This window comes from Luteibacter anthropi (genome assembly GCF_023699965.1).
GTDB classification, from domain to species: Bacteria; Pseudomonadota; Gammaproteobacteria; order Xanthomonadales; family Rhodanobacteraceae; genus Luteibacter; species Luteibacter anthropi.
In genome coordinates, this window is the sequence record NZ_CP077072.1 from 604,166 (window position 1) to 617,424 (window position 13,259).

The following is a 13,259-nucleotide window of genomic DNA, read 5'->3' on the forward strand; positions in this document are numbered from 1 at the left end:
GGCGCTACGCCGTGCACAGCCAGCGGAGTCGAGCATGCAGCAGGTCAAGCATCTCCTGGAGGCCAAGGGCAAGGGCGTATTCGCCGTGGCTCCCGACGCGCCGGTGATCGACGCGATACGCATCATGGCCGAGAAGAATGTCGGTGCCCTGGTGGTCATCAAGGGCAGCGAACTGGTCGGTATCGTTTCCGAACGCGATTACGCTCGAAAAGTGATCCTGAAGGACCGTTCCTCGCGCGAGACGCCCGTGGCCGACATCATGACGGCGAGCGTCATCACCGTCGCCACGGACACCACGGTGGACGAGTGCATGCGCCTGTGTACCGACAGCCGCTTCCGCCACCTTCCCGTGGTCGACAAGGGTCGCGTGGTCGGCATGGTGTCCATCGGCGATCTGGTGAAGGCGGTGATTTCCGAGCAGAAGGAAACCATCAACCAGCTCGAAAGTTACATCACGAGCTAGCGTCGTCGTTTTCCGGCAAGAGGTCGGGCGAGGTGGCCGCGCGCCTTGCGACGAACGCGGCCACGCCGGCCAGCCCCGCGCAGATCAGGCCCAGCGTCGCCACCGTGGCGCCCATGCCACGCAGCGCTGTAAGCCCCGTGGTGACCAGCAGGTCGCCGAGGCGCCATACGGTGGTCTCCACGAAGTTCTTGCCCTTGTAGCGATCGTCACGCGGGATGCGCGTGTACAGCGCATCGCTGGCCGGTTTGGTCATGCCATAGGTCATGCCGCGCGTGCCGATCTGCACGATCGTCACCAGCGACACGGCCCACCCGAACAACGCCACATCCACCGGTCCGTGGATGGCCAGCGCCACCAGAAGCAGGAAGTTCACCACCGACGGCAGCACCATGGCCCAGACCGCGCCCAGCCCACGCAACAGCATGGGCGTGATGGTGAGCTGGAGCAGCGCGCCGAACAGGTTGATCGCAAGATCCAGCCGCGCGTAGAACGCCGTACGTCCGGCGATATCGATGTAGTGCGTCTTCGTGTAATCGGCCATCAAGGCGTAAGCCACGGTGCCCACGCCATCGCTGAGCAGCATCAGCAGGGTCATGTTGCGCAGGAACGGGCGCGCGATCACGGCCTTCACTCCATCGAGGATCGAGCCCCCGATGGGCGCGCCGCCACTGCGGTCGTTGGCGGTGGCCTTCGATGAGACGGCCAGCAGCAGTCCCAGGGCGAGCAGCAGGGTGAACGCGGAGACCAGCAGCAGCGGAGGCACGCCGATCTTCGCGACGAGCAGGGACGTCGCCAGCGGGCCGACCAGGGCACCGGCCATGCCACCGAAGGCAATGAAGGGGAAGACGAGCCGGGCCTGCATGCTCCGGTAGACGTCGGCCATGACGCTCCAGAACAGCGACACCACGAACAGGTTGAACACGCTGACCCAGACGAAGAACACCCGTCCCAGGTTCACCGCGCCGATGCGATCCTGTGCCGAAAACGCGGGCATGAAGGCCACGAGGCACACCGCGAAGAACACATAGCTGCCACCGAGCACACGACGCCGGGGAAACCGCGAGACCAGCCAGCCGAATACCGGTGTCAGCGCCAGCATCACCACGAACAGGATCGCGTAGAACACCGGCAGCGACGACGATCCCGCCGCGCCGATGAGCTGGTCGCGCACGGGACGAATCACGTAGTAGGAGGTCATCACGAAGAAGAAGGCGATGACCGAGAGCGCGAGGGTTATCCCATCGCCCAGGGCGGCGTGTCGACGAGCGTTCACGGGGAGGGCCGGCATGTCCGGTGGAGGCCGGCAAAGCCTAACACGCGTTCACGGCCACGAATGCGTTGTCGCGAGGCCGGAACTGGCAGACAATCGAGGCATCCAGGTATTGATGGCGCGCTCCTGCGCCGGGCTTTCGCGAGATAAGCATGTCGTCGTTTCGTTCCGTTTCCCTGCTCGCCTGCGCGCTGACCGCCACGCTGGCCACCTCCTTCGCCTTCGCTGCACCGCCTCCGCCGAAGCCTGCCGTCGTCAGCAACGACCCGCAGTATGTGAAGCTGCCGCCGGAGCGGGTGAAGGAAACCATCGAAAACTACAAGCGCTGGCTCGACGAGGCCGAGGCGCGCGACGCGGCGCCGGCCCTGGTCACGGCCATCGTGGTGGATGACAAGGTCGTCTACGAGCGTGCCTTCGGCTACGCCAACGCGAAAACGAAAGAACCTGCCACCCCGGAAACCGTATTCCGCCTGGCTTCGCTGTCGAAGGCCTTCGCCACTGGCGTCACCGCCGTGCTGGTGCGCGCGGGTTTCCTCAGCTGGGATACCAGGCTGGTCGACGTGATTCCCTACTTCAAGCTCAAGGACATGCAGGCGGCCCAGCAGGCCACCGTGCGCGACATCCTGGGCCAGCGCCTGGGCCTGCCGCGCAACACCTACGACGCGATGCTCGAAGCCGATGCGCCGTATGAGGAACTGGTCCGCAAGCTCGACGAGGTGGATCTCTCGTGCAAGGTCGGCGCCTGCTACGGCTACCAGAACGTGGCCTTCAGCATGATCGGCGACGTCATCTACGCGCAGACGGGCGATTACTACTTCCGCCAGGTCGAGCGCCGCATTTTCACCCCATTGGGCATGACCACCGCCAGCTACGGCCGCGATGCGCTGGAATCGAGCAAGAGCTGGGCACGTCCGCACCGCGGCGGCCCGCATAACTGGATTCCCTACGAACCCAACGACGCCTACTACCGTGTCGCTCCGGCAGCCGGTGTGAATGCCAGCCTGCGCGACATGGAGCAATGGCTGATCGCGCAGATGGGCGGACGTCCGGACGTCCTGCCCGCGCAGCTGCTGGAGGTGCTACACGCACCGGAAGTATCCACGCCGGGTGAGGAACGCTCGCTGCCCTGGCGTCGCTCGCGCGTCACCGATGCGCATTACGCCCTGGGCTGGCGCGTGTTCCGCTACGGCAACGAAGACCTGATCTACCACGCCGGTGCCGTGTCGGGTTACCGCACCATGATCGGCTTCTTCCCTAAGTACCACGCCGGCGTGGTCAGCATGTGGAACGGTGCGGGCCCGATGCCCGCCGGCCTGATGCCCATGGTGTTCGACAGCCTGCTCGGGCTGCCGCACGTGGACTGGGCCGGCGTGGAAGGCCCCGCACACCCCGCCGCACCGGCACCGAAGGCCAAGGCCAAGGCGACGACGAAGTCCAAGGCCGCGCCGACCAAGAAAGCCGCCCCCAAGAAGAAAAAGAAACCCTGACCCATTGTAGGAGCGCGCCTCGCGCGCGACCCGACAGGGCGACAACGACCAACAAAGCCTTGCGACGATCAGGCAGGAGACCCAACGGCCCGCCTGATGGTCGCAAGGCTTCTCCGTTCTATACGACATCCTGAGGATGTCGCGGACAAGGTCCGCTCCTACAACAGCACCGGCCGCTCAATCCCTGTAGGAGCGCGCCTCGCGCGCGACCTGCCGTCTATCGTCCCAGGTTGAACTGCAACCGACGGCGCAGGGTCACCACCATCGGCTCGCCGTTGCGCGTGGCTGGCTTGAACTCCCAGCGGCTGACGGCGTCGGTGGCCGAGCGGTCGAAGACGTGGCGCGGCTGAGAGTCGAGCACGGTGACATTGCTTACCGTGCCATCGGTGCCCACGGTCATCTCGATATCCACCCAGCCTTCCTGGTTCGCGCGCATGGCGGCCGTCGGGTAGCGCGGTTTGACCTGGTTGACGAGCACGGCATCGACGATCGCATCGCCCTCCGCAACCTTCGCCACGGCGGGCGTCTGTGCCGTCGCACGCGGAGCCTGCGGTTGCTGCTGGGCCACACGTGCCGCCTGGTCACGCGCTGCCTGCTGCTGGCGTGCCTCGGCGGCCTGCTCCGCCGCCTGTTGCTTCGCTGCCGCCGCGGCATTCTGCTGCGCGAGCTGCTGGGCCTTCTGGGCGTCGAGCGCCTGCTGCTGCTCGCGGTCGAGCGTCTTGCGCTGGGCGTCCAGCTTCGAGCGCAGGATCGTGAGCGTGTAGTTTTCCGGGTCGGCTTTTGCCAGCAGGTCGATCTCGCGCTGCGCCTCGTTGAAGTCGCGCTGGTTGATCGTCTGCTCGGTTGCCGCCGCGCCGTAGGAGAACGTTTCGCGCAAGGCATCCACGGCCACGGGGTTACCCGGCTGCTTCTGCAACGCCTTCATGTAGAACTCGAAGGCATTATTTCCTGCGGGCGCCACCAGGCGCTGTTCGTTGATGGCCGTGCGGGCCTCATTGAGGAGCTGATCGACGCTGAGCGCATCGACGTTGGCCAGGGGCGCATCGCGGTTGGCGGCAGGATGGGCGGCGGCCACCACCGTCGCCTCGTTGCCGGTGGCGTCGCGATACGGCTTGATGATGAGGAACCACGCGGCCACCGCCAGCGCCACGACGATGGCAAGCACGGCAAGGGTGACAGGCTGGATCGCGCCACGATCGTGACGGTGCAACGGAAGACGGTGACGAGGAACCATGGCGGTACGAACCTTTTCCGCAGGGACGCGCTCCCCCTGTAGGCAAGGCGGCGACCCCCCGGTCACCGCAGCGCGATACCGCTGAAAGGTAATCGTAACGGAGGTGTGAATCCAGCCCGGCGACCTAGGAGGTTTTCGGGGTGCGGCCTGGTTCGCGCTTTTCAAAAACGAAGAACCCCGGCATGGCCGGGGTCAAGTTTCGAAATACCTCTCCGCGCTGGGCACCGCGGAGAGGGAATTCGTAACGAGCTTTCTTATTAAAAGGTGACGCTTAGACCTTGGCGGCCTTGGCAGCACGCGGAGCGCGCGGAGCCTTGGCGGCCTTCGGTGCCTTGGCAACCTTGGCGGTACGGGTGGCGCGAACGACCTTGGCGCCGGCGGCCTTCTTGGCAGCGCGGGGCTTACGGGCGGTCTTGGTGGCGGTCTTCTTCGCTACGCGCTTGGTAGCGGCCTTCTTGGCGGTTGCCTTCTTGGCAACGCGCTTGACGGCGGCCTTCTTGCCCGCTGCCTTCTTGGCAACGCGCTTGGTGGCGGCCTTCTTGGCTACGCGCTTGGTGGCGGCCTTCTTGGCGGTTGCCTTCTTGGCAACGCGCTTGACGGCGGCCTTCTTGGCTACGCGCTTGGTGGCGGCCTTCTTGACGCCGGTCTTCTTGGCGACGCGCTTGGTGGCCGCCTTCTTGGCGGTACGCTTCTTGGCAGTGGCTTTCTTGGCAGTGGCCATAATTCGTCTCAGCTCCTCATCAGTTGGCAGTGGTTGCCCAGTAAAAGCATGGAGGAACGCTTCAACCAGCAGGTCGCTGTTTGTCGCGTGCCTCAAATTGTTCACCTGTCGGCGCGTACGTTCATCGGAAAGCAGTCGGAGCACATGCAGCGGAATCGAGACTGTGATCTTGCGAACCGATCCTGCTTTTGCACCGTGATCGACATACGGCCTGATGAATGTCTGTGTTTCCATTTCCGGGTTCCCCGTCAATTGACGCAAAAGCTATTCCTGAACATATCCGGTGTCAATAAATTTTGGCTCTAAATTGAAGGTCTTGCAGGTGCATATCCCTGCTGAGGTTTCCTTCCACCATGGCCTTCGGCGTCATTTGGAATCACGCCACCGGGTAATCCGGCATTGCACCGGCATGTCCTGATGCAAGCAATGCGATTCAAGAAATGCCTTAAATAATGATGTTTCCCGTTAATCACTGGAATAACGCAATGCGCTCTCAGCGCATGCCCGCGCATCCCTCGGCCGCTGCCAGGCGCCCCCCCGGAGGACCACTTCCGGGGGATGAACGGAATACGACTGACCGGGAAAAAAATTTCCCGGCGGATGCCCTTCCGGACAAAAAAATGCCGGTCGAGGGACGACCGGCATGGGGGTCGAGCGCGTTTACGCGATCAGTGGTCTTCGTTCTCGACCAGTTCGGCGTACTCGTCCGGACCGAGCAGTTCGTCGAGCTCGGCCTTGTCGCTGATCTTCACCTTGAAGATCCAGCCCTCGCCGAAGGCGTCTTCGTTGATGGTTTCAGGCGAGTCGGACAGCACGTTGTTCACCGCGATCACTTCACCGGACACCGGCGAGTAGATATCGGAAGCGGCCTTGACCGACTCGACCACAGCCGTGCCGTTACCGGCTTGCACGGAACTGCCCACTTCCGGCAATTCCACATACACAAGATCGCCAAGCTGTGCCTGAGCGTGGTCAGAGATGCCGACGGTGACGGTGCCGTCCTGTTCGACGCGCGCCCACTCGTGGGACTTCGCAAATTTCAGATCGCCGGGAATTTCGCTCATGGGGTGCTCCTCGATGTCTCGGTACGGGGCTGCGGTGATTGTGGCGGCCAATTGTACCGGTCTGGGCGTGACGGGAAAGCTGGCGCCGGATGGAAAGAGAGGGAGCGGCCACGCCACTCCCTCCTGACTACATATATATACGTGTGCGGATCAGATGCCGGCCATCGGCTGGCCGTCGCGGACGAAGGGGAACTTCACCACGCGCACCGGCACCTCGCGGCCGCGGATGTCCACGCGGACATCGCCCGGCTCGCCGGCCGGGATGCGGGCGAAGGCAATGGACTTGTTGAGCGTGGGCGCGAAGCCGCCGGACAAAATCTCGCCGTCGCCGTTGGCGGTGAGCACCTTCTGGCCGTGGCGCAGCACGCCCTTGTCGTCCATGACCAGGCCCACCATGACGCGCTTCACGCCGTCGGCCTTGTGCTGCTCGAGCGCGGCGCGGCCGATGAAGTCGCGACCTTCGTCGAGCGAGATCGTCCAGGCCAGCGCGGCTTCCCACGGGGAGACGGTTTCGTCCATGTCCTGGCCGTAGAGATTCATGCCGGCTTCCAGGCGCAGGGTGTCGCGCGCGCCGAGGCCGGCCGGGGCGACACCGGCATCCTTGAGCAGGTTCCACAGTTCGACCACGCGGGTGTTCGGCACGACCACTTCGAAACCGTCTTCACCGGTGTAGCCGGTGCGGGCCAGGAACAGCGGCATGCCATTCGGGCCTTCGGTTTCGATGGCGGCGAACTTGCCGAGCTTGCCGGCCTTCTCCTGGACATCGGCCGGCAACAGGCCGATCAGCTTCTCGCGGGCGTTCGGACCCTGCACGGCGATCATGCCGAATTCCGGACGCTCGCGGACCGACACGCCGAACGCGGCGGCCTGCTTTTCGATCCATGCGAGGTCCTTCACGCGCGTGGCGGCATTCACCACCAGGCGGAAGAAATCTTCGCGGAGGAAATAGACGATGAGGTCGTCGATGACCCCGCCTTCCTCGTTGAGCATGCAGGTGTACAGCGCCTTGCCCGACCTGGTGAGCTTGTCGACGTTGTTGGCGACGAGCTTGCGGAGGAAGTCGCGGGTCTTCTCGCCGGTGAGGTCGACCACGGTCATGTGCGACACGTCGAACATGCCGGCATCCTTGCGCACGGCGTGGTGTTCCTCGATCTGGGAGCCGTAGGCGATCGGCATGTCCCAGCCGCCGAAGTCGACCATGCGGGCGCCGAGCTCGCGGTGGGAGGCATTCAGTTCGGTCTTGTCGGTCATCGTCTTACCTTGAAGGGGATGGCGGGCGAAGCGGTCGACCATTATCGGGCCCTTGGGGCACAAGGCCAAGCGCGACCGCAACATCCAGTCCTGCTAGCCTTCCCTCATGACGACCCCATCCCTGCCCGGTTCGGTCTCCCTCACCCGCGATGCGGGCGGCGCCCGGCTGAGCCTGCGCGGCGACTGGACCCTGCCTCACTATGTCGACCTGCAGGGTCGCGCCAACGAACTGGCGGGCAGCATCGGCAGCGATGTCCATGTGGATATCCACGACCTCGGCGCCATGGATACCTCCGGCGCCTTCGTCATTGCCGAACTGCTAGGCAGCGCGCGCACCCAGACTCTGGCCCAGGACACCAGCCTCCCGGCGGCGCGACGCGCCCTGCTGAAGACGGTCGCCGATGCCATCGACACCTACTGCAAGGGAAGCAAGCCCGCCCGCGATGCCGGCTTCGTCGTGCTGCTGGAGCGGATCGGCAACGCCGTGGCCTCGTTCTGGAAACAGACGGCCAAGCTGCTGGGCTTCATCGGCGTGACCCTGCAGGGATTCGCATCCACGTGCTGGCGTCCGTCGCGCTGGAGGGTCACCTCGCTGGTGTCGCATATCGAGCAGACCGGCCTCGACGCCGTGCCGATCCTGGCACTGCTGTCCTTCATGGTCGGCGCGGTGGTCGCCTTCCTCGGTGCCACCGCGCTGGCCAGTTACGGCGCCAGCGTCTTCACGGTAGACCTCATCGGCTTCGCCTTCCTGCGCGAGTTCGGCGTGCTGCTCACGGCGATCCTGCTCGCTGGCCGCACGGCCAGCGCGTTCACCGCGCAGATCGGCTCGATGAAGGCCCGCGAGGAAATCGACGCCATCCGCACGCTGGGCCTCGATCCGGTGGAACTGCTGGTGCTGCCGCGCACGCTGGCCCTGCTGATTGCCCTGCCCCTGCTCACCTTCGTGGCGATGCTGGCCGGCATCGCGGGCGGTGCCGTGGTCTGCATGGCCACCCTGAAGATGTCGCTATCGATGTTCCTCACGATGTTCCAGGACGATATGTCGATCGCCCAGTTCCTGGTCGGCATGGCGAAGGCGCCCGTGTTCGCCTTCATGATCGCGGTGATCGGCTGCATGGAAGGCTTCAAGGTCTCCGGCAGTGCCCAGTCGGTGGGCGAGCACACCACCTCGGCCGTGGTGCAGTCGATCTTCGTGGTGATCCTGCTCGATGCCGTGGCCGCACTCTTCTATATGGAGATGGGCTGGTGAATGCACTTCCCGCCCAGTCACCGGCACAGGATGCCGTGATCCAGGTCCGCGGCCTGGTCAACCGGTTCGGCACGCAGACGGTGCATGAGGATCTGGATCTCGACGTGCGCTGCGGGGAGATCATCGGCATCGTCGGCGGCTCGGGCACGGGCAAGTCGGTACTGTTGCGCACCATCGTAGGCCTGGTACGTCCGGTGGCCGGCGAAGTGCGTGTCTTCGGGGAAGACCTGCTGGCCCTGCCGGAAGACCGGCGCTCGCTCGTAGAGCGTCGCTTCGGCGTGCTGTTCCAGAGTGGTGCGCTGTTCTCGTCGCTGACCGTCGCGGAGAACGTCGCCCTGCCGCTGGTCGAGCACGCGCGATTGCCTCGTCCGGATGCCCAGCGCCTGGCCGGCGTGAAACTTGCCCTTGCCGGCCTCCCGGTGGACGCCGGGCGCAAGTATCCCTCGCAGCTGTCCGGCGGCATGATCAAGCGTGCCGCGCTGGCCCGCGCGCTCGCGCTCGATCCGGAGATCCTTTTCCTGGACGAACCCACGGCGGGTCTCGATCCCATCAGCGCCGCCGCGTTCGACAGCCTCATCGTCACCCTGCGCGATGCGCTGGGTCTTACCGTGTTCCTGGTCACCCACGACCTGGACACCTTGTATTCCACCTGCGACCGCGTGGCGGTGCTGTCCCAGCGCCGCGTGCTCGCCGTGGGCCCCATCGACGAGGTGGCCCGCACCGACGATGCCTGGGTACAGGCGTACTTCAACGGACCGCGCGGTCGCGCGGCCACCTTCGCCGCCACGCAAGGCAAGGACTGACTCCATGGAAACCCGTGCCCATCACATCCTGATCGGCCTGTTCACGGTGATCGTTGTGATCGCCGGCCTGATCTTCGGCGTCTGGCTGGCCAAGGCGCACTCCGACCAGGAGTGGAACTACTACGACGTCGTCTTCAACGAGGCCGTCACCGGGCTCTCGCGCGGTGGCGCCGTGCAGTACAACGGCATCCGGCTCGGCGACGTGATGCAGCTGAAGCTCGACCCGGAAGATCCGCGTCGCGTGCTGGCGCGCATCCGCGTCACCGGCGACACGCCGCTGCGCCGTGATACCCACGCGAAGCTTGCCCTCACCGGTGTCACCGGCGTGGCGATCATCCAGCTTTCCGGCGGGTCACCCGGCAGCGCCTTGCTCGTAGGCCACGACGGCGAGGTGCCGGTCATCGTCGCCGATCCGTCGCCGCTGGCGCGATTGCTGTCCAACGGCGAAGACCTCATCACCAATATCAACCAGGCCGCCGCGCGGGCGAACCAGCTGCTGTCGAAAGACAACGTCCACCGCATCGAGCACATCCTCGATCACCTGGACCGCACCACGGGCGTCATTTCAGACGAGCGCGAAGACATCCGCACGCTGATCAAGCAGCTCGCCGTCACCACGAAGCAGGCCAACGACACCCTGGCCGAAAGCCAGAAACTCGTACACAACGCCAACGGCCTCGTCGAAGGCCAGGGCAAGGCCACACTGGAGAGCGCGCAGCGGGCGATGGCCTCGCTGGAGCGCTCCATGGGCTCGATCGACCGCCTGCTCAACGACAACAGCGACGCCATCAACGGAGGCGCCGCCAGCCTGGGCGAACTGGCACCGGCATTGCGCGAACTGCGCGACACGCTGGGCTCGCTGCGCTCGATCACCCGCCGCCTCGACGAAAACCCCAGCGGTTACCTGTTCGGCCGCGAAAAGACCCAGGAGTTCACCCCATGACCCGCGCCCGCCTCGCCCTGCCGCTGTTCGCCCTGCTGTCCGCGTGCTCGATCCTGCCGAAGCAGGAGGTGTCGAAGGTGTACACGTTGCCTGCCGCACCTGGCGCACGGCCTCAGGCTCCCGCCCCGGTAAGCTGGGCGCTGCGCGTCGCCTCGCCGAATGCCCCGCGTGTGCTCGACACCCCGCGTATCGCGGTCGTGCCGCAGGCCAACACCATCACTGTCTATGCCGGCGCACGCTGGAGCGACACCGGCCCGCATCTGTTCCGCGACCGTCTCGCGAATGCCTTGCGCGACACGGGGCGTATTCCCGCGCTGAGCACAGACGACGGAAACCTCGCCGCCGATTACGAACTGGGTGGTGGCTTGGCCGCGTTCCAGTCCGATTACGTGGACGGCAAGCCCGTGGTGACGATCCGCTACGACGCCGTCATCGCCGATACGCGCAAGCATCGCATCGTGGGCAGCCGGCGCTTCGAGGTCAGCGAACCGGTGGCCGGGAAGGAGGTGCCGCAGGTGGTCGAGGCTTTTGGCAGGGCCATGGACACGCTTTCCGGCGAAGTGGTCGACTGGACGTTCGCAACGGTCCCGACTACGCCCTTGTAGGAGCGCGCCTCGTGCGCGACCGCCCCGGCGGATCGATGTCAGATGAAGAGGCGTGCATCAACATGCGGACGGTAGAACGCTCGCCTGATCGTCGCAAGGCTTCATTCGCGAGGATGGATATTGAGGACGGTCGCGCGCGAGGCGCGCTCCTACAGAGGCGGTAGCGGCGTTTCGGTGGCTGGCGTGGGTTCGATCCAGCGGAAGGTCAGGTTGAGGCGTGGCGTCGCTATGCGTTTACGCACCGGCATGTCGTGCTTGTAGAGACGTTGTGTGCCGGCTCCCATGCGTAGAAGACTGCCGTGGGTAAGCTCTACTGCGACAGGATCGCCGCCTGCCCTCGCACGAAAGCGGAACGTGCGCTGCGCGCCGAGGCTGACGGATGCGATGACCGGCTCCGGCCCCAGTTCCTTTTCATCGTCGGCATGCCAGCCCATGTATTCACCGCCATGGCGGTACAGATTCGCCAGCACACTGTTGAAGCGCACGCCACAGGCCGCTTCTGCCCGCTCGCGCAATGCAAGCAGCGTCGGCGTCCAGGGCGAAGGCTCGAAGGTGTTGCCGGCATACCGGTAGCTCGCCCCCGGATCACCCAGCCACGCATTCAGGCGCGGCGCATCGACCCAGCGACCGAACATACGCAGGCGATGCACCTCCCATGGAATCTCGTCATGAAGCACAGCAAACAGCGCGTCGGCCTCGACGCGCTCAAGCCAGTCCGGCGCGAACGTGACGTCCGCGCCGGGCAGGCCGATGGCTTGCCAGGTGGTCAGGCAGGCTCCACCGGATAGGCCGGCTCGGCGTCGAGCGAAGATGCGCATACGGCCGCCAGCTCCAGCAGGCGCAGGTCCGAACCACGCGCACCGACCAGCTGCATGCCGATGGGCAATCCATTGGGCAGGAAACCCATGGGGATGCTGACTGACGGACAACCGGCGAGACTCGCAAAGCTGCACAGGTCGGCCTGCGAGGCAGGGGCCGGGCCGTCGAGCGGGAAGGCACCCTGCGGTGTCGTCGGCAACACCAGTACGTCCACCTGCGCGAACAGGCGACGCATCTTGAGGGTGGCGGCGTCGAGCACGAGATCGGCAGCCACGTAATCAGCGGCGGACTTGTTCGCCGCGAATTCCACCATCTGCCGGAAGCCCGCCGATACCGGATAGGCCTCGTCGGCCAGTTCGGCAGCGAAGGTATGAAGCATCTCTGCTTCCATCAGCAACAGGCCCGCCCGGCGGGTGCGGGCGAAATCCCAGTCGGAGAAATCGACCTGGCGACGCTCGCCGAGCTCCCCCTTCAGCTGGCCCAGCGCCGCGTTGAAGACATCGCACACATCCGTATCGACACCGACGGCCGCAAGGTCGGGCAGGAAACCGGTGCGCAGGTTGCCCGGCTCCCAGTCGGGCGGCGAGAAGGCGACGCGGCGGCGACGGGAGCGGGCGTCGTCAGCGTCGTAGCCGGCCAGGGTCTGCAACAGCACGGTGAGGTCGTCCACGCCCCGTGCCAGCAGGCCCACGGCATCCAGGCGGCGCGCGGCGGGCACCAGACCACGGGCGGAAATCTCACCATGGGTCGGTTTCAGGGCATAGACGCCGCAGTAGCTCGCCGGCACGCGGATCGAGCCAAGGCTGTCCGAGCCGATGGCGGCCACCGCCATGCCGGAGGCGACTGCCGCCGCCGCACCGCCCGACGAGCCGCCAGCGGTGTATCCATGACGATGCGGATTGTGCGTCGCGCCATGGAAAGGATTGTTCGTGGCAAGCCCCAGCGCCCCTTCGTCCATGTTGGTCTTGCCAAGCAGGACGGCGCCGGAGGCGCGCAGGCGCGCTACGACGTGGGCGTCTTCTTCAGGCACGACGCTGCGGCGCCGCATGCCGGCGCGGGTGGTGACACCGGCGACGTCGAAGTTGTCCTTGATGGCAATCGGCAGGCCGTCCAGGCGCCCGATGACGCCATCGCGGCGGCGGCGGTCCGCCGCGGCAGACTGTTCCTGGATCAGCGACACGCTGAAGTCGACGTAGGCATTGAGGCGGGGGTTCAGGCGCTCGATGGCGTCCTGATAGACATCGGCCAGGGCCTGGGGCTGGATCCGGCCAATGGCAAGCCAGTGCAGCGTCTGCAGCAGCGTGGCGCGGCGCATGTCGGTCTCGGCGACCGGTGGCATCGTGTTCATGG

General features: G+C 65.6%; 13 protein-coding genes. 6 read left to right on the forward strand and 7 right to left on the reverse strand.

Annotation, left to right across the window (positions count from 1 at the left end):
- Nucleotides 1-34: 34 nt before the first annotated feature.
- Nucleotides 35-463: a CBS domain-containing protein gene (locus tag KR767_RS02765; RefSeq protein ID WP_166951712.1), complete on the forward strand. Its 429-nt coding sequence runs from the start codon at nt 35-37 to the stop codon at nt 461-463.
- On the opposite strand, the gene KR767_RS02770 is transcribed toward KR767_RS02765, so the two are convergent.
- On the reverse strand, nt 453-1,736 hold the full coding sequence (locus tag KR767_RS02770; RefSeq protein WP_345779890.1) for an NTP/NDP exchange transporter: 1,284 nt from the start codon (nt 1,734-1,736) through the stop codon (nt 453-455). The two genes, KR767_RS02765 and KR767_RS02770, sit on opposite strands and share 11 nt — an antisense overlap.
- 149 nt (nt 1,737-1,885) lie before the next feature.
- Between KR767_RS02770 and KR767_RS02775 the strand changes: the two genes are divergently transcribed.
- Nucleotides 1,886-3,220 carry a serine hydrolase domain-containing protein gene (locus KR767_RS02775; RefSeq protein ID WP_166951707.1) on the forward strand — a complete coding sequence of 445 codons (1,335 nt, stop codon included), beginning with the start codon at nt 1,886-1,888 and terminating at the stop codon, nt 3,218-3,220.
- Nucleotides 3,221-3,437: 217 nt separating this feature from the next.
- Here the strand turns inward: KR767_RS02775 and KR767_RS02780 are convergent, their stop codons facing one another.
- From KR767_RS02780 to gcvT, 4 genes are all read right to left on the reverse strand, one after another.
- Nucleotides 3,438-4,454, reverse strand: a complete 1,017-nt coding sequence (locus KR767_RS02780) for an energy transducer TonB (protein ID WP_250878011.1) — start codon at nt 4,452-4,454, stop codon at nt 3,438-3,440.
- A 271-nt stretch (nt 4,455-4,725) separates the two neighbouring features.
- On the reverse strand, nt 4,726-5,409 hold the full coding sequence (metJ, locus tag KR767_RS21385; protein ID WP_166951701.1) for a met regulon transcriptional regulator MetJ: 684 nt from the start codon (nt 5,407-5,409) through the stop codon (nt 4,726-4,728).
- Nucleotides 5,410-5,843: 434 nt separating this feature from the next.
- Entirely contained in the window at nt 5,844-6,239 is a 396-nt protein-coding gene (gcvH, locus tag KR767_RS02790) for a glycine cleavage system protein GcvH (RefSeq protein ID WP_166951698.1), read from the reverse strand.
- A 150-nt stretch (nt 6,240-6,389) separates the two neighbouring features.
- Entirely contained in the window at nt 6,390-7,490 is a 1,101-nt protein-coding gene (gene gcvT / locus KR767_RS02795; RefSeq protein WP_166951695.1) for a glycine cleavage system aminomethyltransferase GcvT, read from the reverse strand.
- A 106-nt stretch (nt 7,491-7,596) separates the two neighbouring features.
- On the opposite strand from gcvT, the gene KR767_RS02800 reads away from it, so the two are divergent.
- From KR767_RS02800 to KR767_RS02815, 4 genes are read left to right on the forward strand one after another with little or no spacing between them, the layout of a single operon-like run.
- Nucleotides 7,597-8,739, forward strand: coding sequence for an MlaE family ABC transporter permease (locus KR767_RS02800; protein ID WP_250878012.1), 1,143 nt, complete (start codon nt 7,597-7,599; stop codon nt 8,737-8,739).
- The gene (locus KR767_RS02805; RefSeq protein ID WP_250878013.1) at nt 8,736-9,542 is read left to right on the forward strand and encodes an ABC transporter ATP-binding protein; all 807 of its coding nucleotides are present in this window, start codon (nt 8,736-8,738) and stop codon (nt 9,540-9,542) included. The genes KR767_RS02800 and KR767_RS02805 overlap by 4 nt, the downstream gene beginning before the upstream one ends.
- Before the next feature lie 4 nt (nt 9,543-9,546).
- A complete protein-coding gene (locus tag KR767_RS02810; protein WP_250878014.1) occupies nt 9,547-10,485 on the forward strand; it encodes an MlaD family protein in 939 nt (312 codons plus the stop codon).
- Nucleotides 10,482-11,090 carry an ABC-type transport auxiliary lipoprotein family protein gene (locus tag KR767_RS02815; protein ID WP_166951684.1) on the forward strand — a complete coding sequence of 203 codons (609 nt, stop codon included), beginning with the start codon at nt 10,482-10,484 and terminating at the stop codon, nt 11,088-11,090. The genes KR767_RS02810 and KR767_RS02815 overlap by 4 nt, the downstream gene beginning before the upstream one ends.
- A gap of 149 nt (nt 11,091-11,239) precedes the next feature.
- Here the strand turns inward: KR767_RS02815 and KR767_RS02820 are convergent, their stop codons facing one another.
- Nucleotides 11,240-11,908 carry an alpha-ketoglutarate-dependent dioxygenase AlkB family protein gene (locus KR767_RS02820; protein WP_250878015.1) on the reverse strand — a complete coding sequence of 223 codons (669 nt, stop codon included), beginning with the start codon at nt 11,906-11,908 and terminating at the stop codon, nt 11,240-11,242.
- The gene (locus KR767_RS02825) at nt 11,857-13,257 is read right to left on the reverse strand and encodes an amidase (RefSeq protein WP_250878016.1); all 1,401 of its coding nucleotides are present in this window, start codon (nt 13,255-13,257) and stop codon (nt 11,857-11,859) included. Before KR767_RS02825 ends, KR767_RS02820 begins: the two co-directional genes overlap by 52 nt.
- Between the last annotated feature and the right edge of the window lie 2 nt (nt 13,258-13,259).